The sequence below is a fragment of the Thiohalocapsa marina genome (assembly GCF_008632335.1).
Taxonomy (GTDB): domain Bacteria; phylum Pseudomonadota; class Gammaproteobacteria; order Chromatiales; family Chromatiaceae; genus Thiohalocapsa; species Thiohalocapsa marina.
Genome location: NZ_VWXX01000018.1, coordinates 39,703 through 62,203 on the forward strand (window position 1 = coordinate 39,703; position 22,501 = coordinate 62,203).

The following is a 22,501-nucleotide window of genomic DNA, read 5'->3' on the forward strand; positions in this document are numbered from 1 at the left end:
GCCGACGGGGCATCGGATGACGCAGCGGCGTCCGCACCCAGCAGGGCGCTGTAGGTATCTTCGGAGAAGCCCACATGGCGCGTGCTGCCGGTGTCGAGGAGCGGACGGCGGATGATGGACGGCGTCTCCAGCATGACCCGGATGGCGGTCTCCTCGTCCATGGCCTCGCGCACCTCGGGGTCGAGCTTGCGCCACATCTGCCCGCGTCGGTTGAGCAACGCCTCCCAGCCGAGTTCGGCCACCCAGCCGCGCAGGGTGGCCTCGTCCAGGCCCGCCCGCTTGTAGTCGTGGAAGCGATAGGCGATGCCCCGCTGGTCGAGCCAGCGGCGGGCCTTTTTCATGGTGTCGCAGTTGGGGATGCCGAACAGGGTATGCATGCGTTCAGATGTCGCGCAGCAGCTCGTTGATGCCGACCTTGCCGCGGGTCTTGGCATCCACCTGTTTGATGATGACCGCACAGTAGAGGCTGTGGCTGCCGTCCTTGGAGGGCAGGCTGCCGGGCACCACCACGGCGCCGGCCGGGACTCGGCCATAGAGGATCTCGCCGGTCTCGCGGTTGAAGATCTTGGTACTCTGGCCGATGTAGACACCCATGGAGAGCACTGCGCCCTCGCCGACGATGACGCCTTCGACCACCTCGGAGCGCGCGCCGATGAAGCAGTTGTCTTCAATGATGGTCGGCGCCGCCTGCACCGGCTCCAGCACGCCGCCGATGCCGACGCCGCCGGACAGATGCACGTTCTTGCCGATCTGGGCGCAGGATCCGACCGTGGCCCAGGTGTCGACCATGGTGCCGGAGTCCACATAGGCGCCGATGTTGACGTAGGACGGCATCAGCACGCAGCTGGGGGCGATGTAGGCGCCGCGTCGCGCAGTGGCCGGCGGCACCACACGCACGCCGCCCTCGCGGAACTCGCGCGAGTTGGTGTCGGCGTATTTGGAGGCCACCTTGTCGTAGTAATTGGTGAAGCCGCCCTTGATGAAGCTGTTGTCCTCGATGCGGAACGACAGCAGCACGGCCTTCTTGACCCAGTCGTTGACCACCCAGTCGCCGTCGCGTTTCTCCGCCACCCGCAGTTCGCCGCGGTCCAGGCGGTCGATGGTGTCGAGCACGGCGTCGCGCACCAGGGTTTCTACCGTGCGCGGGGTGATGTCGGCGCGGCGCTCGAAGGCCTCTTCGATGATGGCTTGCTGTTCGGACATGGCGTCGGGGTTCCTCGTGTCTGCGAATGCGATTGGATGGTGTCTCGTGCGCGGGCCGGTTGGTCACAGGCCGGCGCAGAAGGTGCGAATGCGTTGGGCGGCGTCGATGCAGTCCTCCAGCGGCGCCACCAGCGCCAGGCGGAGGTGATTGGCGCCGGGGTCGGTGTGCAGGCCTGCAGCGCCGCCGCTGACCGGGCGCGACAGGAAGCTGCCGGGCAGCACGGTCACGTTCTGCCGGCGGTACAGTTCCCGCGCGAAGTCGGTATCGGCCATCGGTGTGCCTGGCCAGAGGTAGAAGCTGGCGGCCGGGCGCTGCACCTCGAGCACGCCGTGCAGGATCTCGAGCACGGCGTCGAACTTGGCGCGATAGCGGCGGCGGTTTTCCGCCACATGGGCCTCGTCCTGCCAGGCGGCGATGCTGGCGTGCTGGTGCTGCAACGGCATGGCGCAGCCGTGGTAGGTGCGGTAGGCGAAGAAGCGCCGGATGATGTCTGCGTCGCCGGCGACGAAGCCGGAGCGCAGGCCTGGGGCGTTGGAGCGTTTCGACAGGCTATGGAACACCACGCAGCGGCGGAAGTCGTCCCGGCCCGCCTCGGCGGCCGCCTGCAGCAGGCCGACCGGCGGTGCAGACTCGTCGAGGTAGATCTCGGAGTAGCATTCGTCGGCGGCTATGATGAAGTCGTGTTCGTCGGCCAGCGCCATCAGCCGGGTCATGGCCGCGCGGTCGATGAGCGCGCCGGTGGGGTTGCCCGGCGAGCACAGGTACAGCAGCTGGCAGCGCCGCCAGGTGGCGGCATCCACGGCGTCGAAATCCGGTACGAAGCCCTGCTCGGCGGTGCAGGGCAGGTAGTGCGGCTGTGCGCCGGCCAGCAGCGCGGCGCCTTCGTAGATCTGGTAGAACGGATTCGGCATCAGCACCAGCGGGTCATCGGCCGGATCCACCACGGCCTGGGCGAAGGCGAACAGCGCTTCGCGGGTGCCGTTGACCGGCAGGATGTGCCGTTGCGGGTCCAGGCTGGAGGCTGGCAGGGCGAAACGGCGCACGAGCCAGGCGGCGATGGTCTCGCGCAGGGCATCGATGCCGCGGGTGCTTGGGTACACCGCCAGCTGGTGCAGGTGGCTCAGCAGTGCCTCGCCGATGATGGCGGGTGTCGGGTGCTTGGGTTCGCCGATGGACAGGGCGATGTGCGGCAGGTCGCGCGGTGGTTCGACGCCTTGTTTCAGCGCGGCGAGCTTTTCGAAGGGGTAGGGCTGGAGGCGATCGAGGTTGGGGTTCATGGACGGACCAGGCTGCGACGGACCACGCCGGATCGGGAGCCTGATATCGAGCCGGTTACCGAACTGGCGATCGACGTCGGGCCGCGGCGGATGAGGGCTGCAGTATAGGGGAATCGGCGCGGTCGGCCAAATCGGGACTGTTGGCCGGGTCGGCTTTGGTAGCTTTGGTGGCTTTGGTGGCTTTGGTGGCTGTCGGGCCGGCGGGTTGGGTGACGGCGGTTCGGGGGGCGCCGTGGATCCGTCCCTGGAGGCTTCATGATCGCATCCATGCGATCAAGACCCCCGACCGACGTCACCCAACCCGCCGGCCCTGCACTGGCTTCTGCTGGTGGCATTCGCCTGGCGCGGCCGGGGGATGGGTGCGGGAGCCGAGTGGAGGGTGCCGGCTGGTGGCCCATGCGGCGCGGGTGGCCTGGGGTTGTTGGCGGCGATGCGGGAGGCGCTCAGGTACATACACCGGGTGTTGAACGCGGTAACGAACCCGGGAACGCACTGGGGGGCAGCTGGCGGTACGCCCGGGGCGCAGTGGATCATGATCTCGAGCTGTCGTTGCTCAGTGCTGCGGTGTTCCTGATCTCGCCGGCGAGCTGGACCCACCATCTGGTGCTGTTGTTGCCGGCCACGCTGGTGCTGATGCGCGAGCGTCTGCTCAATGCGGAGGCTTCCGCTGCCAGCCGGCTGGCTGCCGCCCTGGTCCTCGCGGTGCTGGCGCTGACCCTGGATGACCTGATGCCGCGTTCCGTGCGTGTCAGCTCCCTGCCGCTGATGACCCTGATGACTGTTGCTGTCGTCGGTCTCTGGCTGCTGCTGGCGGAGCAGCTCTGGCGGCGCGGTGGGCGGGACTGCTGGTGAATAAGTGCGCGTGTTATACTTGCCGTCTTTTGCCAGCCCTGCCCCGGAGGCCCGGCGTAGCGCCCAACGGGGCTGCCGGCGGCGGGCTTGTCGAACTGCTTCACGGACACCGTCACATCCATGGCCGATTTCGCTAAAGAGGTTCTGCCCGTCAATCTCGAAGACGAGATGCGCCAGTCGTATCTCGACTACGCCATGAGCGTGATCGTGGGGCGGGCGCTGCCGGACGTGCGCGACGGCCTGAAGCCGGTGCATCGGCGCGTGCTGTTCGCCATGAACGAGCTGGGCAACGACTGGAACAAGCCCTACAAGAAGTCGGCCCGCGTGGTGGGTGACGTGATCGGTAAGTACCACCCGCACGGCGACACGGCGGTGTACGACACCATCGTGCGCATGGCGCAGCCGTTCTCCATGCGTTACATGCTGGTGGACGGGCAGGGCAACTTCGGCTCGGTGGACGGCGATTCGCCAGCGGCCATGCGCTACACCGAGGTGCGCATGGCGCGCATTGCCCACAGCCTGCTCGACGACCTGGACAAGGAGACGGTGGACTTCGTCCCCAACTACGACGAGTCCGAACACGAGCCCACGGTGCTGCCGGCGCGGTTCCCGAATCTGCTGGTCAACGGCAGCGCCGGTATCGCCGTGGGCATGGCCACCAACATCCCGCCGCACAACCTGGGCGAGGTCATCGACGCCTGCCTGGCGGTGATCGACGACCCGATGACCGAGCTTGAGCGCCTGATGGAGCTGGTGCCGGGGCCGGACTTCCCCACCGCCGCCATCATCAACGGCGTGCGCGGTATCCGCGAGGCCTACCGCACCGGCCGCGGCCGCATCCGGCTGCGCGCCCGCACCCACACCGAGACCAACAAGCGCAGCGGGCGCGAGTCCATCATCGTCACCGAGCTGCCCTACCAGGTGAACAAGGCGCGGCTGCTGGAGAAGATGGCCGAGCTGGTCAAGGAAAAGAAGCTGGAGGGCATCGCCGAGCTGCGCGACGAGTCCGACAAGGACGGCATGCGCATGGTCATCGAGGTCAAGCGCGACCACTACCCGGACGTGGTGCTGAACAACCTGTTCCAGCACACCCAGATGCAGACGGTGTTCGGCATCAACATGGTGGCGCTGGTGGACGGCCAGCCGCGGCTGCTGAACCTGAAGCAGCTGCTGGAATACTTCCTGCGCCACCGCCGCGACGTGGTTACCCGGCGCACCGTCTACGAGCTGCGCAAGGCGCGTGACCGGGCCCATCTGCTGGAGGGCTACACCGTCGCACTGGCGAACATCGACGAGGTGATCGCGCTGATCAAGGCCTCCGCCAGCCCGGCGGACGCCCGCGAGGCGCTGATGGGCCGCACCTGGGCGGCGGGGGCGGTGGCCGGCATGCTGCAGCGCGCCGGCGCCGATGAGACCCGCCCGGATGATCTGGCGGCGGGCTTCGGACTGATCGCCGACGGTGCCGACGCCGGCCGCTACCGGCTCAGCGAGCGCCAGGCACGGGCCATCCTGGACCTGCAGCTGCAGCGCCTGACCGGCCTGGAGCAGGACAAGATCCTGAAGGAGTTCGAGGCGATCCTGGAGCGCATCGCGGCGCTGCTGGAGATCCTGCGCAACCCGGACCGGCTGATGCAGGTGATCCGCGAGGAACTGGTGGCCATCCGCGAGCAGTACGCCGACGCCCGCCGCACCGAGATCACCCACGACCAGGCGGATCTGACCCTGCTGGACCTGATCGCCCCCGAGGACGTGGTGGTGACGCTGTCCCATGCCGGTTATGTCAAGGCCCAGCCGTTGTCCGAGTATCAGGCCCAGCGCCGGGGCGGCAAGGGTCGCAGCGCCGCCAGCACCCGCGACGAGGACTTCATCGACCGGCTGTTCGTCGCCAACTCCCACGACACCGTGCTCTGCTTCTCCAGCCACGGCAAGGTCTACTGGCTCAAGGTCTACGAGCTGCCCCAGGCGGGCTACAACGCCCGCGGCCGGCCCATCGTCAATCTGCTGCCGCTGGAGCCCGGCGAGCGCATCAATGCCACGCTGCCGGTGCCGGAATACCAGGAAGGCAGCTTCGTGTTCATGGCCACCAGCAAGGGCACGGTCAAGAAGACGCCGCTGTCGGAGTTCTCGCGACCGCTGACGCGTGGCCTCATCGCCATCGCTCTGCACCCGGACGAATACCTGATCGGCGTGGCGGTCACCGATGGCCGTCAGGACATGATGTTGTTCACCTCCGCCGGCAAGGCGGTGCGCTTCAACGAGGACACCGTGCGCGCCATGGGCCGCACTGCCCACGGCGTGCGCGGGGTGTCGCTGGACGAGGGGCAGCGCGTGATCTCGCTGCTGGTGGCCGAGCCCGGCACCGTGCTGACCGTGGGCGCCAACGGCTACGGCAAGCGTACCCGGGTGGAGGAGTTCCCGACCAAGGGCCGCGGCACCAAGGGCCTGATCTCCATGCGCATCAACGAGCGCAATGGCGAGCAGGTGGGCGCCGTGCTGGTGCGCCCGGGCGACGAGATCATGCTGATCACCGAGGCCGGCACGCTGGTGCGCACCGGCGTCGACGACATCTCGGTGCTGAGCCGCAACACCCAGGGGGTGCGCCTGATCAACCTGGGCGAGGGGCAGCGGCTGGCGGGCATCGAGCGTATCATTGCGCTGGAGGGCGAAGAGGCCGCCCCAGACGACCACCGACCACCACCGACCGAGACGGAGTAGAGACCATGTCCCGACCCTACAACTTCAGTGCCGGTCCGGCCATGTTGCCGGAGGCCGTGCTGCAGCGGGCGCAGGCAGAGATGCTGGACTGGCAAGGCACCGGCATGTGCGTTGCCGAGATGAGCCACCGCGGCAAGGAGTTCATGTCCATCGCCGAGCAGGCGGAGCGCGACCTGCGCGATCTGCTGGGGGTGCCGGACGGCTACCGGGTGCTGTTCCTGCAGGGCGGGGCGTCGAGCCAGTTCGCGATGGTGCCGATGAACCTGGCAGCCGGCGCCGGCAAGGCGGACTATCTCAATACCGGCAGCTGGTCGAAGAAGGCCATCGCCGAGGCGCACCGATACTGCGCGGTGCACGTCGCCGCCAGTACCCAGCCAGAGGGCTTCAAGCGGGCGCCGACGCAGGCGGAACTGCAACTGTCCGACGACGCCGCCTACCTGCACTACACGCCCAACGAGACCATCGAGGGCGTGGAGTTCCCGTATGTGCCGGAGTCCAGGGCGCCGCTGGTGGCGGACATGTCCTCGACCCTGCTGTCGCGGCCCGTCGACGTCTCGCGCTACGGCCTGATCTACGCCGGGGCGCAGAAGAATATCGGTCCGGCCGGGCTGACCATCGTTATCGTGCGCGAGGACCTGCTCGGCGCCTGCCACGAGTTCACGCCGACCATGTTCCAGTACGGGGTTCACGCGGACAACGGCTCCATGTACAACACGCCGCCCACCTATGCCTGGTACCTGGCCGGCCTGGTGTTCCAGTGGCTGAAGGATCTGGGCGGGCTCGAGGGCATGGCCGAGATCAATCGCCGCAAGGCCCAGCGGCTGTATGCCGCCATCGATGCCTCGGCCTTCTACGCCAACCCGGTGGAGCCGGCGTCGCGCTCGTGGATGAACGTGCCCTTCACGCTGGCGGATCCGTCCCTCGATGCGGACTTCCTGGCCGGCGCCCGGGAGGCCGGACTGCTGACGCTGAAGGGGCATCGCTCCGTGGGCGGCATGCGCGCGAGCATCTACAATGCGATGCCGGAGGCCGGCGTCGACGCGCTGATCGCCTTCATGGCCGAGTTCGAGCGCACCCGGGGCTGAGCGCCCATCATTACCGGACATGCATGAGTGATGTTCAAGATACAGACACTGAACAACATCTCCCTGGCCGGCCTGAACCGGCTGCCGCGGGAGTCCTACGAGGTCGCGTCCGAGATGGCGCACCCGGACGCCATCCTGGTGCGTTCGGCCAAGATGCACGACATGGACATCCCTGCGTCGGTGAAGGCCATCGGCCGCGCCGGGGCCGGTGTGAACAACATCCCGCTGGCAGCCATGACCGAGCGCGGCATCGCCGTGTTCAATGCGCCTGGGGCGAACGCCAACGCGGTCAAGGAACTGGTCATCGCCGGCATGCTGCTGGCGGCGCGGAATCTGGGCCAGGGCTGGGCCTATGCCTGCGCCCTGGAAGGGGACGATGACAGCATCCACAAGGCGGTGGAGGCGGGCAAGAAGCAGTTCGTCGGCTTCGAGCTTCCAGGACGCACCCTGGGCGTCATCGGCCTGGGGGCCATCGGCGTGCTGGTGGCCAACGCCGCCCGCGCCCTGGGCATGAAGGTGATCGGCTACGACCCGAGCATCACGGTGCGCAGCGCCTGGAAGCTGGAGTCCAATGTCGAGGCGGCGCTGTCCATCGACGACCTGGTATCGCGCTCGGACTTCATCACCTTCCATGTGCCGCTGACAGAGCAGACCCGGCACATGATCGATGCCGAGCGCATCGAGACCATGAAGGACGGCGCCGTGCTGCTGAATTTCTCCCGTGACGGCATCATCGACGACGCCGCTGCGGTCGCCGCGCTGGACGCCGGCAAGCTCTACGCCTACGTGTGCGACTTTCCGAGCAATCTGCTCAAGGGGCATCCGCGGGTGGTCGCGCTGCCGCACCTGGGGGCGTCCACCCGCGAGGCCGAGGAGAATTGCGCCATGATGGTGGCCGACGAGCTGCGCGCCTACCTGGAAGACGGCAACGTGTCCAACTCGGTGAACTTTCCGGACATCCACCTGCCGCGCAATGGCGGCTACCGCATGGCGGTGGTGAACAGCAACGTGCCGAACATGGTTGGACAGATCTCCACCGATCTGGCGGAGGACGGGCTGAACATCCTCGATATGCTCAACCGCTCCCGCGGCCCGCTGGCGGTGACCTTGATCGACATCGACCGGCCCTGTCCCGAAGAGACCGGCCGGCGCATTGCCGCCATCGACGGCGTGCTGTCGGTACGCTGCCTGGGCGGTACCCCCGCCGACTGACCGCCGTCCAGCGAGCCCGCCATGACAGAACAGCAACGCCTGCAGCAGGTCCGCGATCGCATCGATGCCATCGACGGCGAGCTGCTGCGCCTGATCTCCGAGCGTGCCACCTGCGCCCAGGATGTGGCCCGGATCAAGGAGCAGGCGGGCGATGTGGCGCACTACTACCGCCCGGAGCGCGAGGCAGACATCCTGCGCCGGATCAAGGCGCGCAATCCGGGCCCGCTGGACGGCGAGGAAGTGGCGCGACTGTTCCGCGAGATCATGTCCGCCTGCCTGGCGCTGGAACGGCCCTTGTCGGTAGGCTATCTCGGCCCCGAGGGCACCTTCACCCAGGCGGCGGCATTGAAGCACTTCGGCCACTCGGTGCGCACCCAGCCCTTCGGCACCATCGGTGACATCTTCCGCGAGGTGGAGGCGGGCTCCTGCAACTTTGGCGTGGTGCCGGTGGAGAACTCCACCGAGGGCGTGGTCAATCACACACTGGACATGTTCATGCGCTCGCCGTTGCGCATTGCCGGCGAGGTGACCCTGCGCATCCACCATCATCTGATGAGCCGGGCGTCCGGAGCGTCAACCGGGATACCAGCCGGGCTGCAGCGGGTCTATTCGCACCAGCAATCCCTGGCCCAGTGCCGCGGTTGGCTGGATCGCCACCTGCCGCACGCGGAGCGGGTGCCCGTGGGCAGCAATGCCGAGGCGGCGCGGCTGGCCGCCGGCGACAGCGACAGCGCCGCGGTAGCGGGCGAGGCGGCGGCAGCGCTGTACGATCTGGATATCCTTGCCCACCGCATCGAGGACGAGCCAGGCAACACCACGCGGTTCCTGGTCATCGGGCCCGAGGATGCGCCGCCCAGCGGGCGCGACAAGACCAGCCTGCTGCTGTCCTGTCGCAACGAGGCGGGCAGCCTGTATCGGCTGCTGACACCGTTCGCGGACCAGGGCATCAGCATGACGCGGATCGAGTCCAGGCCCTCCCGCCAGGGGGTCTGGGACTATGTCTTCTTCATCGATATCAACGGCCACCGGGCCGACCCATCGGTGTCCGGGGCCCTGCAGAAACTGGAGAATGCCGCCAACCTGTGCAAGGTGCTGGGGTCCTATCCCGAGGCCGTGCTGTAGGTCCGCGCCGAGTTCACGCCCGCATGCATCAGTACCGCAACCATTGACTGGAGCCATCGGATGACCGTTTCCGACCACCGCTTTCTGCACCATGCCGCCCCGCACATCGCGGGCCTGTCGCCCTATGTGCCGGGCAAACCGGTGAGCGAACTGGAGCGTGAGCTCGGCATCACCCGCTCCATCAAGCTGGCCTCGAACGAGAACCCGCTGGGCTGCGGCGCGGCGGCGCGCGAGGCCTACCAGGCCTGCATCGGCGATCTGGGCCGCTACCCGGACGGCGGCGCCTATGCGCTGCGACGGGCCATTGCCGCGCATCACGACCTGGACCCGGCCCGGGTGACCGTGGGCAACGGCTCCAACGACGTGCTGGACCTGGTGGCCCGGGCCTTCCTGCACCCGGGGCAGGAGTCGGTGTTCTCCGAACACGCCTTCGCCGTCTACCCCATCGCCACCCAGGCGGTGGGCGCCACGGCGCGGGTGGCCCCGGCGCGCGAGCACGGCCATGACCTGAACGCCCTGGCGGCGCTGATCAATGAGCGCACGCGGGTGGTCTGGGTGGCGAACCCCAACAATCCCACCGGCACCTGGCTGTCTGCAGACGCCCTGCGCGAGTTCATCGACGGGCTGCCCGAGCACTGCCTGTGCGTGGTGGACGAGGCCTATTTCGACTATGTCACCGAGCCGGACTATCCCGACGCCAGTGCCTGGCTGGAGGATTTCCCCAATCTCATCGTTACCCGCACCTTCGCCAAGGTGCACGGGCTGGCGGCGCTGCGGGTGGGCTATGGCCTGAGCCATCCGCATGTGGCCGAGTTGCTGAACCGGGTGCGGCATCCGTTCAATGTCAGCGTGCCGGCCCAAGCCGCGGCCATTGCCGCCCTGTCTGACCAGCAGCATGTGACGCGCTCCATTCGGCACAATCGCGACGAGATGGCGCACATCACCGCGGGCCTGTCCGGGCTGGGGCTGGGCTGGATCCCGTCGGTGGGCAACTTCGTCACCGTGGATCTGGGCCGACCTGCGGCCGCGGTGGATCAGGCCCTGTTGCGCGAAGGGGTCATCTGCCGGCCGGTGGCCAACTACGGCTTGCCGAATCACCTGCGCATCACCGTCGGTCTGGCGGAAGAGAACGCGCGCCTGCTGGACACCCTCGGGGCCGTGCTCGAGCGTCCCGCATGATCCGCCGGCTGGCGATCATCGGCGTCGGCCTCATCGGCGGCTCCCTGGCCAGGGCGTTGCGTGCGGCGGGACAGGTGGACCAGGTGGTCGGCTGTGGCCGCTCGGAGCAGAATCTGCAGCAGGCGCTGGAACTGGGGGTCATCGACGACTACTGGCGCGATCCGGCGGACGCGGTGCGGGATGCCGACATGGTCTTTCTGGCCGTGCCCCTGGGGGCCATGGCGGGCGTGCTGGAGTCCATCCATGACGCGCTGGCGCCAGAGGCGGTGATCACCGACGGCGGCAGCGTCAAGGGCAGCGTGGTGGCGGATGCGGTGCGGGTGTTCGGCCGGGTGCCGCCGCGGCTGGTTCCGGGACATCCCATCGCCGGTACCGAGCGTAGCGGCGTGACTGCCTCGTTTCCGGAGTTGTACCGGAACCGGCGGGTGATCCTGACACCGCTGCCGGAGACCGACGCCGACGCGCTGGAGCGCGTGCGGGCCATGTGGCAGGCCACTGGTGCCCAGGTATCGGAGATGGCGGTGGCGCATCACGATCAGGTGCTGGCGGCCACCAGCCACCTGCCGCACATGCTCGCCTTCGGTCTGGTGGATGCATTGGCCAGGATGCAGGACAACGACGAGATCTTCCGCTACGCGGCGGGTGGATTTCGGGACTTTACCCGGATCGCCTCGTCCAGCCCGGTGATGTGGCGCGATATCTGTATTGCCAACGCACCCGCCCTCAGCGACGTGCTGTCGCGCTTCAGCGACGAGATGGGCGATCTGGCGGACGCCATCCGCGGCCGCGACGGGGATCGGCTGCTGGAGATCTTCAGCCGGGCCAAGCTGGCCCGCGACCGCTTCATCGACGGCATCGATCAGACGGCGACTGACTAGCCGCGTCCTGGACCGACGTATGCGACCGGACGGTGCCCGATCGGGTGTGTCCCGGCTCTGCTCCAGATCGGCCCTGAGTCAGATCGGACTCTAGACGCTAGTTAGGCCCCCTTACCAGCCCGAACCCTGGCGCACTTGTCAGTGTCGACATCCGTCCAGCCGGTGATCGGCGTCGGGAAGGGCCGCGTCGACGAACACCAGCGCCAGAACCAATGCCGCCGCCAACACCAGCAGCAACGCCAGTGGACTGAAGGGCATCATGAGGGGCACCGCCATGGTCAGCAGGCCGAGGCCAAAGCCGGAGGCGAGCAATGCCAGGGACAGCAGAACCCCAAGCCGCATCGAACGGCAGTTGAACAACATCGTTCCGTCCTCGATATTAGTGAATAACTTAATTCTAATATAGGTTGCGGTTTTGATCCATGGTCCCGGGGTTTTCCCCAGCAATTTCAGATTTGCCGCTTTGCCACAGCTCGATCAACCGCAGAGGCCCGGAGAATGCAGAGTAGAGAACGCAGAGAGCAGCCAGAGTTTTCGTAAGCTTCTCTGCGTGCGCTTTGGGAGACGCTGATTTATTCGCCTGCTGGCCATAGATCAGCAGGCGGGGCTTCCTGCCCCGTACGGGAAGCGCCGAATAGATCAGCGCTTCCTTTGCGTTTACTGTGTCTCAGCGGTTTGAATTCGGAATTGCTGAGGTTGCCCCGCAGGCGCTCAGTCGCCGTCTCGTCGCGCGCCGATACCCTTGGCATGGGAAAATTCCAGCATCCGCTGGATCGGCTTCACAGCGCGCTGGCGCACGTCTTCGTCGATGTGCACCTCCTGATCGCCCCGCAGCAGGACCTGCTCCAGATTCTGCAGCGCGTTCATGGCCATCCATGGGCAATGGGCGCAGCTCTCGCAGGTGGCCCCTTCGCCAGCGGTGGGGGCGGCGATCAGGGTCTTGTCCGGCGCCAGCTGGTGCATCTTCCAGAAGATGCCCTCGTCGGTGGCGATGATGAACTCCCGGTTGGGCATGTCGGTGACGGCCTTGATCAGCTGCGTCGTGGAGCCCACCACGTCGGCCTGGTCGACCACCTCGTCCGGTGACTCCGGATGTACCAGGATGGCGGCCTCGGGGTGCAGCCGGCGCAGCCGCTCCAGGGCAAAGCCCTTGAATTCCTCGTGTACCACGCAGGCGCCGTCCCACAACAGCATGTCGGCGCCAGTCATGCGCTGGACGTAGCGCCCCAGGTGCTTGTCCGGTGCCCACAGGATCTTTTTGCCCTGTTCGTGCAGATGCCGCGCCACCGGCAGCGCGATGCTTGAGGTGACCACCCAGTCGGAGCGGGCCTTGACCTCGGCGGAGGTGTTGGCATAAACGACGACGGTGCGATCGGGGTGGGCATCGCAGAAGGCGCTGAAGGCGTCCGCCGGGCAGCCCTCGTCCAGGGAGCAGGTGGCGGCGAGGTCGGGCATCAGCACGCGTTTCTCGGGGTTGAGGATCTTGGCCGTCTCGCCCATGAAGCGCACGCCGCAGACCACCAGGGTGCCGGCGGCAGACTCGGCGCCGAACCGGGCCATCTCCAGGGAGTCGGCCACATGGCCGCCGGTCTCTTCGGCCAGGGCCTGCAGGTCGCCGTCGACGTAGTAATGCGCCACCAGCACCGCGTCCCGTTCGGCCAGCAAGGCCTTGATGCGGGTCTTCAGGGCGTTCTTGTCGGCGTCGCTCATGGTCGGCCAGACCGGGGGCTGCGGGACCTTGATACGGTCCTTGATGGGCGTGTTGCTGGGGTTTGGGGTGGCGGTGGTGTTCATGGCTGTCTCCGGTTCCGGGTTGCGCTCAGGCGTGTTCCGGTTGGGTTCATTTCAGGTAGGTGATGCGGTTTCTGTCGGTGAGCCGATAGACCCGGGCCGGGCGATGGCTGCCGTGGCGGCGCAGTTCGCCGGTCTCTTCGACCTGCTGGATGGCCAGCGCCCATTTGCGGAAGTTGCGTTTGTCGATGGGTGCGTCAACCAGGATCTCGTAGATGCGCTGGAGTTCGCTGAGGGTGAAGGTCTCGGGCAGGAACTGGAAGGCGATGGTGGAGTAGTCCAGCTTGGAGACCAGCCGCTCATGGGCGGTGTGGATGATGCGGTCATGGTCGAAGGCCAGCGGCGGCAGGGCGTGGAACGGAAACCAGGCAGCGTCGGCGGCGTCGTCGCCGGCCTTGAGTTGCAACCGGGCGGCGGGGGCCAGGGCAAAGTAGGCGACGCTGATGACGCGTTCCCGTGGATCGCGGTCCACGGCGCCGAAGGTGCAGAGCTGTTCCAGGTAGAGGTCGGCGACGCCGGTCTCTTCGCGCAGTTCGCGAGCCGCGCAGCGGTCCAGGTCCTCGTCGATGTCGAGAAATCCACCGGGCAGGGCCCAGCACCCCTCGAATGGCGGACCAACGCGGCGAATCAGCAGTGTCTGCAGGCGCTCGTCGCGAATGGTGAACACCACCACGTCCGTCGTGACCGCCGGATGCGGGTAGGCATAACAGTGGTCGACGTTCCGGGACATGGTCGTTCGAGTGGCTTCAGTCGCTGTTTGTGCGTTTCTTCTCTGTGACCTTCACGGCTCTGCGGTTCGACTTCGCACAACCGCACCGGGGGCGCCTCTATCGTCCATGTCCTAACGATAGTGTATCGGTTACACTTTCGCAATGGCGCGGGGGTGTCGTCAGGCCGGCCAGAGGAAAGCGGCGCCGCGCACGCCGCTGGCATCGCCGTAACGGGGTGGGACGATGCGGGTGGCGAGACCGTCGCTGAAGACGTAGGGCAGGATCAGCGCCGGCAGGTTGGCGTAGAGCCGGTCCAGCTTCGACAGCCCGCCGCCCAGGACGATGACGTCCGGATCCAGCAGGTTGATCACCGCTGCCAGGGCGCGGGCCAGGCGGTGTTCGTGGCGTTGCAGGGCGGCCAGCGCGTCCTGATCGCCGTGGGCGGCGGCGGTGACCATGGCCGGCACGTCCATGACCTTGCCGGTGGCGCGCTGCAGGTCGGCGCTGAGCGCGGGGCCGGAGCAGAAGGTCTCGATGCAGCCCTGTTTGCCGCAGTAGCAGGGCGGACCGGGCAGCTCTTCGGGCTGTGGCCAGGGCAGGGGGTTGTGGCCCCACTCGCCGGCGATGGCATTTGGTCCCTGCAGCAGTCGGCCGTCGATCACGAGACCGCCGCCGGTGCCGGTGCCGATGATGACGCCGAAGACGGTGCAGGCGCCGGCCGCGGCGCCGTCGATGGCCTCGGACAGCGCGAAACAGTCGGCGTCGTTGGCGATGCGGACCTCCCGCTGCAGGAGGCTGGACAGATCCTCGCCCAGGGCGCGCTGGTTGAGCCAGACGGAGTTGGCGTTGCGCAACCGGCCGTTGAACGGCGAGATGGCGCCGGGGGTGCCAACGCCCACCGGGCAAGGATGTTCGAGGTGCTGCTCCAGGCCCTGCACCAGGCCAGCGATGGCATCCAGGGTCGCCGGGTAGTTATGGCGGGGCGTCAGGATGCGCCGTCGCTGCAGGATGCGACCCTGGGGGTCCAGGGCGGCGGCCTCGATCTTGGTCCCGCCGAGGTCGACGCCGATGCGCGTGTGCGGGCGGTGCGTGCAGGTGGCGTTCATGAGGCGGGCCTCGCGGCCACTGCAATGCAGAACGCGGAATGAATCACTGTGTTCCTAACCCGTTGAATTGGCGCCTGTGACCCGGAGGCCACGGGCAGGATGAACCTCGCCGTGGGCGTTGTTTTGCCTTAAGAATCTGATTTAGATGGCTTAAATGGCAGGTTGTCTTGAACTTCCAACGCTTTTTCGACATACTCCTTCTGTTCGCTGCAGGTTGCCGTGATCTCGGCTCACGGCGATGGTGGTCTCCAGCGCAAGTGCCGATCGCAAACGATAAGCTGGCCTGGATCACCCGGACAGGCACGGTGCGAATCCCGTATGCTTTACACGCAGCCGCCGAGATCGTCAATCCATATCCAGCGCCCGGCCCGAATCAGGCCGCGCCGACGTCCGTTTGCGGGCCGGGACGGCCGCTGTCGCGACGCCGAATTCTTTCACATATCCGCTTGCTGCCGAAGGTACCCGTACTCATGGGAAACACAATGAAGAAGGCGCTTACCGCCTCGATCTGCATCCTTGCCTGCGCCGGAGTCGTTCCAGGGCCGGCCGCGGCAGTCGACGATGTCTACGTGGTCAGACAGGCGGAGGGTCTGCCGACCGTTGCCGTCGGCGGAACCGTGATTCCGTACAAGGAGGTGACCATGGCGGCCCAGGTGCCGGGACGCATCCGCTACCTGGCTGGCATCGAGGGTGACCGGTTCGAGGAAGGGGAACTGCTGGCGTCCATCGATGACACCGAGCTCCGGGCCAAGCGCCAGGCGCTGCTGGCGCAGATCGCCACCGCCGATGCCCAGTTGCGCAACGCCGGTGTCCAGTATAGCCGCGAGCTGTATTCGCCGCGGTCGCGGTCGGCCCCCGGCGGCATGGCTGTGCCGAACCTGTTCGACCAGTTCTTTACCCGGCCGATGGAGGAATTCGTCGGCGATCGTGACCAGGACGCAGAGCTCTCGGCGGACCTGTTCGCCTCAGGCACCCAGATCCAGGAGGCGCGCAACGCCCTGATGCGGTTGCAGGCCGAGTTGCAGGCGCTGGACTCCAAGCTGCGCGACGCCCGTTCCATTGCGCCGTTCGAAGGCATCATCGTGCGCAAGTTCATCGAGGTGGGCGACACCGTGCAGCCGGGGCAGCCGCTGCTCAACTTTGCCGACATCGAATACCTGCAAGTGGAGGTGGATATCCCGGCGCGCCTGCGCCCGGGACTGCGCGAGGGCATGATGCTGCGCGCGGAGCTGGACGTGCCGAACCCCAACGGCGGGGCCGGTGGCGTGCCGATCCGGGTGGCGCAGATCTTCCCGATGGCGGATCCGCAGCGGCACACGGTCAAGATCAAGTTCGATCTGCCCCAGGGCGTCTCGGAGCCGGGCATGTACGCCAAGGTGCTGGTGCCGGACTTCAATGCCACGGCGCGGGTCAACCCGGTGATCCCGCGTTCGGCCATTCGCTTCAACGGCAGTCTGCCCGGGGTCTACGTGCTGGATGAGCAGGGGCAGCCGCAGCTGCGCCTGATCCGGGTCGGTGAGTCGACCCCCGGCGGCAGTGTCACCATCCTGAGCGGGTTGCGCGCCGGAGAGCGCATCCTTGCCAACCCCGGCCCCGGCGTTGCCGGCAGCTGGGCACGCGACGCTGGGGGCGGGCGCTGAGCCCTCTGGTCGCACATCGAACGCACCGCTCTGAGCTCAAGTCCGACCCCAAGGCCATCTTATGAACCAGGACGACAGTCACCGCCGCCCCCAGGATGCCGCCGCCCAGGAGCCGCCTTACGACGAGGCGAGTCTCGGCCTCGCCGGGCGCACGGCGCGCTTCTTCATCCGTTCTCCGTTGTCGCCGCTGTTCTATGTCGCGATGCTGATGATGGGCCTGCTGGGCCTGATCGCCACGCCGCGTCAGGAGGACCCGCAGATCTCGGTGCCCATGATCGACATCATGGTGCAGTATCCCGGCACCTCGGCGCAGCAGGTGTCGAATCTGGCCATGCAGCCGCTGGAGCGGATGATCAGCGAGATTCCGGGGGTCAAGCACGTCTACTCCGTGGCCCAGCGTGGCCAGGGCATCGTCACCGTGGAGTTCGAGGTGGGCCAGGAAATGGGCCCCTCGCTGGTCAAGGTCAACGACAAGCTGGCCTCGAACATGGACAAGATGCCGCCGGGAGTGCAGCCGCCGCTGGTCAAGAGCAAGGGCATCGACGATGTGCCCATCGTCACCCTGACGCTCTGGTCGAAGGACCTGGACGGCGACGGCCGGCCGGATGTGGACGACGGCCAGTTGCGTCTGCTGGCCCAGGACGTGCTGCAGGTGCTCAAGGAGGTGAAGGACACCGGCAACGCCTTCATCGTTGGCGGACGCCGCGAACAGATCACCGTGGATGCCTACCCGGAGCGCCTGTCCGGCTACCGCATCAGCCTGGGCGAGGTGGCGCAGACCATCCGCACGGCCAATGCCGAGACCACCGCCGGTGGGGTGGAGTCCAGCGGCTCGCACTTCACCGTGACCAGCGGCTCGTTCCTGCGCAGTGCCGACGAGATCAGCCGCCTGGTGGTCGGCACCTTCAACGAGATTCCGGTCTACGTCTACGACCTGGCCCGCGTGCAACAGGCGCCTGAAGACGCCCGGCAGATGGTGGCCTACTACAGCGGCCCGGCAGCGCCGGAGGGCATCAGTGCCAACGGCGAGCCGGCGGTGACCATCGCCATCGCCAAGAAGGAGCTGACCAACGGGGTCTCGGTGGCCAACGCCATCATCGCCAAGGTGGAGGAACTCCAGGGCGGGCGCATACCCAATAACGTCGAGGTCAGCATCACCCGCAATTACGGGGCGAGCGCCGACGAGAAGGTCTCCGAGCTGATCTTCAAGCTGTTCATCGCCACCTTCTTCGTCTTCCTGCTGGTGCTGGTCGCCTTCCGTGCGCTGAAGCCCGCCATCGTGGTCATGCTGGTGATCCCGGTGGTGCTGCTGATGACCATCTTCATGGCCTGGATCACGGATTACACCATCGACCGGGTCAGCCTGTTCGCGCTGATCTTCTCCATCGGCATCCTGGTGGACGACGCCATCGTGGTGGTGGAGAACATCTATCGTCGCTGGCTGGAAGAGGGCCGCACCGACGAGTACACCGCCATCGATGCCGTGCGTGAGGTCGGCAACCCCACCATCCTGGCCACCTTCACGGTCATCGCCGCGCTGCTGCCCATGGGCTTCGTCAGTGGCATGATGGGGCCGTACATGCAGCCGATCCCGGCGCTGGGCTCGGTGGCGATGCTGATCTCGCTGTTCGCGGCCTTCGTCTTCACCCCCTATCTGGCTATCTCCCGCTGGCTGCGCCCGTCCATGCGCTATCTGGAGGCGGCGGAGAAGCGCGAGCACAAGGAGGCCGAGGGGCTTGAGCGGCTGTATGTGAGCATTCTCACGCCGCTGATCGAAAACAAGGCCACCCGCCGGACCTTCAAGCTGATCCTGTGGGGCACCTTCCTGTTCACCCTGTCGTTCTTCTACTTCAAGTGGGTGCCGGTGAAGATGCTGCCGCTGGACAACAAGCCAGAGTTCTCGGTGGTGCTTGACATGCCCGAGGGAACGGCGCTGCCGGTGACGGCCAACCTGGCGCACCGCATGGCGCAAAAGCTGCGCACCATGCCCGAGGTCACCGCGATCCAGCTGTATGCGGGCACCGCCCGACCGTTCGACTTCAACGGCATGGTCCGGCACTACTACCTGCGCTCCGATCCCTGGCAGGGCGAATTGCAGGTGCAGCTGACAAACAAGCATGACCGCGACCGCACCAGCCACGAGATCGCGGTGGAAGCCCGATCGCTGATCAAGCCGCTGGCGGACGAACTCGGCGCGCGGATCGCCGTGGTGGAGATGCCGCCGGGGCCGCCGGTGATGCAGTCGGTGGTGGCCGAGGTGCACGGCCCGTCGGCGGACGTTCGCCGCGCCTTCGCGCAGGAACTCACCGAGATCTTCGAGCAGGCCGAGAGCACTCGCGATGTGGACAATTACATCCGCGAGCGCTTCGATTACTGGCGCTTCGATGTCGACACCGAAAAGGCCGTGCGACGCGGGATCTCGGTGGACACCATCAACCAGAACCTGTCCATGGCCCTGGGTGGTGGCGAGCTTGGCGATGTGAAGATGAAGGCCGGTCACGAGCCGATCCGCATCGTCATCCAGGTGCCGCTGGCGGAGCGCTCGCAGATCGACCGTCTGGGTGACCTTCCGATCCGCTCCAACTCCGGCTTCACCATCCCATTGCGGGAACTGGGTGAGTTCCAGCGGGTGCCAGAGGAAGACATCATCTATCGCAAGGATCTGCGCGCCATCGAGTATGTGGTGGCGGATGTGGGCGGTACCCTCGCGGCCCCGGTCTACGCCATGATGCAGGTGCAGGATCGGCTTGACCAGCTGGGCTACACGGCGCCGGATGGCGTCAAGCCAGAGGCCTACTGGCTCGGCCCGCCGCCGTCGGATCGGGTCTCCAGCTTCGAGTGGACCGGCGAGTGGACGGTGACCTACGAGACCTTCCGCGACATGGGCGCGGCCTTCGGTGTGGCCCTGGTGCTGATCTACATCCTGGTGGTCTGGGAGTTCGGCAACTTCCGTATCCCGCTGGTGATCATGGCGCCGATCCCGCTGACACTGCTCGGCATCATTCCGGCCCACTGGCTCATGTTCCAACTCGGGCTTGGCGGCGAGTTCACCGCCACCTCCATGATCGGCTGGATCGCGCTGGCGGGCATCATCGTGCGCAACTCCATCCTGCTGGTGGATTTCTCCATTCACGAGGTGCAGAAGGGCGTACCGGTGGCCGAAGCGGTGATTCGCGCCTGCAAGACGCGCACGCGGCCCATCGTCATCACGGCGCTGGCGCTGGTGGCCGGCTCCAGCGTCATCTTTACTGATCCCATCTTCCAGGGCATGGCCATTTCGCTGTCGTCCGGCGTGCTGGTCTCGACCCTGCTGACGCTGATCGTGATCCCGTTGGGCTGCGTCGCCGCCAGCAAGGATCTGTGCGAGGTAGCCGTGGCCACGGCGCCGTCGGGTGTCACCGTGCCCTGCGCTGACGAGCTGAACGGCAACGGCGAGGGCCGTCCGGCGGCCGCCCAGCGGGAGAGCGGCAGCGGCGGTCTGGGCACGAAGCTCGGCAACATCCTGATGATGGTGTTCTACGCCATCCGCGGCCTGTTTCTGCTGCTGTTCGACCTGATCAAGACACGCCTCAAGCCGAAGGGGCCGCCCCCGGGCTCCGGTAGCCCGTCCTCTGGCGGCGGTAGTGGCGGACCGCCATCCTCCGGTGGCTCGGGGACTGGCAGCGGTGCGTCGACCGCCGGGGCGTCCGGTTCCGGGCCTGGATCCGCATCGGCGTCCGGTGGCGAGGTGCGCAATGCCCTGCGCTCGGCGCCCCCCACGACACAGCAGAACGAGGTCGCCACGGATCCGGCCACGGCCACGACTAAGCCCGAGGCCGGGCCAAAGGCTGCAAGCAAAAAGGTTGCGACCAAAAAGGCGGCAACCAAGAAGCCGACAACCAAGAAGGCGGCGACCAAAAAGGCCGTCGCCAAACGGGCCACCGGGTCGACCTCTGCCACGAATACCACACGGCGTTCTTCGACAAGGGCGGCGACCGGGGCTGCCGGCTCCGAGACTCAGCCTAAGGCGACGGTTGCAAAGGTGCAGAAGAGGGCGCCTCGACGGGGTATACGGCTGAAGACTGACGACAGCGATCAGCCCGGATTGAACTGAATTCGCCAAGGGATGCCAATGGTCGGCTCAGATGTACACTGACCGTATGATCGCGATAAAGCGCCTGACGATCGGCAGCTGCCTGATGCTCTGGGCCATATCCGCGTCTGCCGCGGACCCGTACTATTCGCCGGATCCCGGTTGGTACAATCAGGGTAGCGGCCTACCACGGCCGGACGATCCGGGCAGCCCGATGTCCTACCGATCGGATGAGGCCACGCGCTCGAGCTGGTACTCGTCGGACTGGTACTCGGATCAGTACCGGACCCCAGACCAATGGCAGCGCGACTGGCGCGAGGGCGCAGCGTGGCGGTCTCCTGCGCCGACCCTTGCGCCGGCTGCCGGTCCGGCGTCGGGCGCCACCGGGGCGATGGACGCTTCTCCGGGCTACGGGGCCCCGGCCCGGTTCCGATCGGATTACGGACAGGATCGCGATGCATCGGCGTATGGCGAATTGGGCTACGGCCCGCCGAGCCCGGGCCAGAGCCAGTACCAGCGCTGGCGTGAACCCGTCGCCGACGGCAATACCTTCTACCGGTTTCGTGACGATCCGGCGCTGGAAGCTGCCGAGAAGCCCCGGGACCAAGGGTTCCGTTTCAGGCCATTGACAGAGCGTGAGCTCGAGCAGCATGGACAGACCTTTTCGGGGCTGCAATTCGCACCCCGCAAGGAGCGCCGCGGCTCAGGCGCAGAGGCTTTCGGGTCGCAGGAGCGTGCGGGCCCGTTCGGCTATCCACCTGCCACCTCGCCGGCACCACTGGCAGACGATCCCTACCCGTGGTATCAACCCCGGCTGCCGTGAATCGGCTGCAGGCCCGATGGCCTGATACCTGACGTCGAGTCCGCCGACTGTCGACCCTCGATACCCGACCCAATCGAACCTCGGCCGACGACTGATGGGCATTGACACCCTTTGCGGAGACATTGCGACATGATTACCGTCATCGGCACCTTGAAGGGGGGCTCCGGCAAGAGCACCCTCACGTTCAATCTAGGGGTCTGGCTGGGCATGGCCGATGTCGATGTGCAACTCATCGATGCCGACCCTCAGGCCACGCTATCGGACGTGGTCGAGGTGCGCGTGGAAGAGCGATTCGACCCAGCTGTGCAGGTCCGGAACGCGTCTGCGCTGACGCCCGAAGGGCTGCGGGAGCATGAGGAGACGCTGATCGACATCGGCACCTCCGACATGGAGGCGGTGCGCACCGCGCTGGCCCTGTGTGATCGCGTGGTGGTGCCGGTGCCGCCGTCCCAGGCCGACATCTGGTCGACCCAGCGCTTCGTGCAACTGGTGCACTCCATCGAGCGGGAGCGGCCGCCGGAGATCTTCGGCTTCATCAATCGCGGCGACACCCATCATGCGGTGCGGGAGACCGTCGAGGCCGCGGCAGCTCTGGTTTCGCTGCCAAACATCCGCTTCATCAAGCCCAGGCTGTCCCAGCGGACCGTGTTTCGCCGCTCGTTCAGCGAGGGGCTGGCGGTGTTCGAGCTGGAACCGCGGGGCAAGGCGGCAAAGGAGTTCTACGCCCTTGCGGCGGCGCTGTTTCCCCATCTGCTGAGCTGATACACGAAACGCATCAGCGTACCCTGGTTGTCCGCCAATGGGGTTGTGATATTCTCGGGAAACAAACAGCAGG

Annotated in this window: 17 protein-coding genes and 1 pseudogene; 11 read left to right on the forward strand and 7 right to left on the reverse strand. The window is 66.8% G+C overall.

Annotated features, from left to right (window positions below; all coding sequences use genetic code 11):
- Positions 1 to 53: 53 nt before the first annotated feature.
- From F2Q65_RS19480 to dapC, 3 genes and pseudogenes are all read right to left on the reverse strand, one after another.
- A pseudogene (locus tag F2Q65_RS19480) lies at positions 54 to 434 on the reverse strand (ArsC family reductase); the annotation flags it as partial.
- The gene (gene dapD, locus F2Q65_RS11990) at positions 382 to 1,203 is read right to left on the reverse strand and encodes a 2,3,4,5-tetrahydropyridine-2,6-dicarboxylate N-succinyltransferase (protein ID WP_150093654.1); all 822 of its coding nucleotides are present in this window, start codon (positions 1,201 to 1,203) and stop codon (positions 382 to 384) included. The pseudogene F2Q65_RS19480 and the gene dapD, both read right to left, overlap by 53 nt.
- 63 nt (positions 1,204 to 1,266) lie before the next feature.
- On the reverse strand, positions 1,267 to 2,481 hold the full coding sequence (dapC, locus tag F2Q65_RS11995) for a succinyldiaminopimelate transaminase (protein ID WP_150093655.1): 1,215 nt from the start codon (positions 2,479 to 2,481) through the stop codon (positions 1,267 to 1,269).
- 525 nt (positions 2,482 to 3,006) lie between these two features.
- Between dapC and F2Q65_RS12000 the strand changes: the two genes are divergently transcribed.
- From F2Q65_RS12000 to F2Q65_RS12030, 7 genes are all read left to right on the forward strand, one after another.
- Positions 3,007 to 3,333: a hypothetical protein gene (locus F2Q65_RS12000; RefSeq protein ID WP_150093656.1), complete on the forward strand. Its 327-nt coding sequence runs from the start codon at positions 3,007 to 3,009 to the stop codon at positions 3,331 to 3,333.
- 120 nt (positions 3,334 to 3,453) lie between these two features.
- Positions 3,454 to 6,048: a DNA gyrase subunit A gene (gene gyrA / locus F2Q65_RS12005; RefSeq protein WP_150093657.1), complete on the forward strand. Its 2,595-nt coding sequence runs from the start codon at positions 3,454 to 3,456 to the stop codon at positions 6,046 to 6,048.
- 5 nt (positions 6,049 to 6,053) lie between these two features.
- Entirely contained in the window at positions 6,054 to 7,133 is a 1,080-nt protein-coding gene (serC, locus tag F2Q65_RS12010) for a 3-phosphoserine/phosphohydroxythreonine transaminase (protein WP_150093658.1), read from the forward strand.
- 30 nt (positions 7,134 to 7,163) lie between these two features.
- Entirely contained in the window at positions 7,164 to 8,345 is a 1,182-nt protein-coding gene (locus F2Q65_RS12015; RefSeq protein WP_150093659.1) for a 3-phosphoglycerate dehydrogenase family protein, read from the forward strand.
- A 21-nt stretch (positions 8,346 to 8,366) separates the two neighbouring features.
- Positions 8,367 to 9,467, forward strand: a complete 1,101-nt coding sequence (gene pheA / locus F2Q65_RS12020; RefSeq protein WP_150093660.1) for a prephenate dehydratase — start codon at positions 8,367 to 8,369, stop codon at positions 9,465 to 9,467.
- A gap of 60 nt (positions 9,468 to 9,527) precedes the next feature.
- A complete protein-coding gene (gene hisC, locus F2Q65_RS12025; RefSeq protein ID WP_150093661.1) occupies positions 9,528 to 10,646 on the forward strand; it encodes a histidinol-phosphate transaminase in 1,119 nt (372 codons plus the stop codon).
- Positions 10,643 to 11,524 (forward strand): prephenate dehydrogenase, encoded by an 882-nt coding sequence (locus tag F2Q65_RS12030; protein ID WP_150093662.1) that lies wholly within the window; start codon positions 10,643 to 10,645, stop codon positions 11,522 to 11,524. Before hisC ends, F2Q65_RS12030 begins: the two co-directional genes overlap by 4 nt.
- A 138-nt stretch (positions 11,525 to 11,662) precedes the next feature.
- Here the strand turns inward: F2Q65_RS12030 and F2Q65_RS12035 are convergent, their stop codons facing one another.
- From F2Q65_RS12035 to F2Q65_RS12050, 4 genes are all read right to left on the reverse strand, one after another.
- Entirely contained in the window at positions 11,663 to 11,887 is a 225-nt protein-coding gene (locus F2Q65_RS12035) for a hypothetical protein (protein WP_150093663.1), read from the reverse strand.
- 348 nt (positions 11,888 to 12,235) lie between these two features.
- Positions 12,236 to 13,318, reverse strand: coding sequence for a quinolinate synthase NadA (gene nadA, locus F2Q65_RS12040; RefSeq protein ID WP_150093664.1), 1,083 nt, complete (start codon positions 13,316 to 13,318; stop codon positions 12,236 to 12,238).
- 46 nt (positions 13,319 to 13,364) lie between these two features.
- Entirely contained in the window at positions 13,365 to 14,045 is a 681-nt protein-coding gene (locus F2Q65_RS12045) for an NUDIX hydrolase (protein ID WP_150093665.1), read from the reverse strand.
- 159 nt (positions 14,046 to 14,204) lie between these two features.
- Positions 14,205 to 15,131 (reverse strand): ROK family protein, encoded by a 927-nt coding sequence (locus F2Q65_RS12050; RefSeq protein ID WP_150093666.1) that lies wholly within the window; start codon positions 15,129 to 15,131, stop codon positions 14,205 to 14,207.
- Positions 15,132 to 15,613: 482 nt separating this feature from the next.
- Here F2Q65_RS12050 and F2Q65_RS12055 point away from each other — a divergent pair, with 482 nt between their 5' ends.
- The 4 genes from F2Q65_RS12055 (at position 15,614) to F2Q65_RS12070 (ending at position 22,428) form a co-directional block, all read left to right on the forward strand.
- Positions 15,614 to 16,771, forward strand: coding sequence for an efflux RND transporter periplasmic adaptor subunit (locus tag F2Q65_RS12055; protein ID WP_150093667.1), 1,158 nt, complete (start codon positions 15,614 to 15,616; stop codon positions 16,769 to 16,771).
- A 61-nt stretch (positions 16,772 to 16,832) separates the two neighbouring features.
- Positions 16,833 to 20,864, forward strand: a complete 4,032-nt coding sequence (locus F2Q65_RS12060; RefSeq protein ID WP_150093668.1) for an efflux RND transporter permease subunit — start codon at positions 16,833 to 16,835, stop codon at positions 20,862 to 20,864.
- 46 nt (positions 20,865 to 20,910) lie between these two features.
- On the forward strand, positions 20,911 to 21,666 hold the full coding sequence (locus F2Q65_RS12065; RefSeq protein WP_150093669.1) for a hypothetical protein: 756 nt from the start codon (positions 20,911 to 20,913) through the stop codon (positions 21,664 to 21,666).
- Positions 21,667 to 21,795: 129 nt separating this feature from the next.
- Positions 21,796 to 22,428, forward strand: coding sequence for a nucleotide-binding protein (locus F2Q65_RS12070; RefSeq protein WP_150093670.1), 633 nt, complete (start codon positions 21,796 to 21,798; stop codon positions 22,426 to 22,428).
- Positions 22,429 to 22,501 lie beyond the last annotated feature (73 nt).

What these genes read in the sequence shown, in the direction of transcription:
- F2Q65_RS12050 (WP_150093666.1), bottom strand. Translation starts at nt 15,131, where the DNA reads ATGAACGCCACCTGCACGCACCGCCCGCACACGCGCATCGGCGTCGAC.
- F2Q65_RS12055 (WP_150093667.1), top strand. Translation starts at nt 15,614, where the DNA reads ATGAAGAAGGCGCTTACCGCCTCGATCTGCATCCTTGCCTGCGCCGGA.
- F2Q65_RS12015 (WP_150093659.1), top strand. Translation starts at nt 7,164, where the DNA reads ATGTTCAAGATACAGACACTGAACAACATCTCCCTGGCCGGCCTGAAC.
- dapD (WP_150093654.1), bottom strand. Translation starts at nt 1,203, where the DNA reads ATGTCCGAACAGCAAGCCATCATCGAAGAGGCCTTCGAGCGCCGCGCC.
- gyrA (WP_150093657.1), top strand. Translation starts at nt 3,454, where the DNA reads ATGGCCGATTTCGCTAAAGAGGTTCTGCCCGTCAATCTCGAAGACGAG.
- dapC (WP_150093655.1), bottom strand. Translation starts at nt 2,481, where the DNA reads ATGAACCCCAACCTCGATCGCCTCCAGCCCTACCCCTTCGAAAAGCTC.
- F2Q65_RS12060 (WP_150093668.1), top strand. Translation starts at nt 16,833, where the DNA reads ATGAACCAGGACGACAGTCACCGCCGCCCCCAGGATGCCGCCGCCCAG.
- F2Q65_RS12030 (WP_150093662.1), top strand. Translation starts at nt 10,643, where the DNA reads ATGATCCGCCGGCTGGCGATCATCGGCGTCGGCCTCATCGGCGGCTCC.
- pheA (WP_150093660.1), top strand. Translation starts at nt 8,367, where the DNA reads ATGACAGAACAGCAACGCCTGCAGCAGGTCCGCGATCGCATCGATGCC.
- F2Q65_RS12045 (WP_150093665.1), bottom strand. Translation starts at nt 14,045, where the DNA reads ATGTCCCGGAACGTCGACCACTGTTATGCCTACCCGCATCCGGCGGTC.
- F2Q65_RS12065 (WP_150093669.1), top strand. Translation starts at nt 20,911, where the DNA reads ATGATCGCGATAAAGCGCCTGACGATCGGCAGCTGCCTGATGCTCTGG.
- serC (WP_150093658.1), top strand. Translation starts at nt 6,054, where the DNA reads ATGTCCCGACCCTACAACTTCAGTGCCGGTCCGGCCATGTTGCCGGAG.
- hisC (WP_150093661.1), top strand. Translation starts at nt 9,528, where the DNA reads ATGACCGTTTCCGACCACCGCTTTCTGCACCATGCCGCCCCGCACATC.
- F2Q65_RS12035 (WP_150093663.1), bottom strand. Translation starts at nt 11,887, where the DNA reads ATGTTGTTCAACTGCCGTTCGATGCGGCTTGGGGTTCTGCTGTCCCTG.
- nadA (WP_150093664.1), bottom strand. Translation starts at nt 13,318, where the DNA reads ATGAACACCACCGCCACCCCAAACCCCAGCAACACGCCCATCAAGGAC.
- F2Q65_RS12070 (WP_150093670.1), top strand. Translation starts at nt 21,796, where the DNA reads ATGATTACCGTCATCGGCACCTTGAAGGGGGGCTCCGGCAAGAGCACC.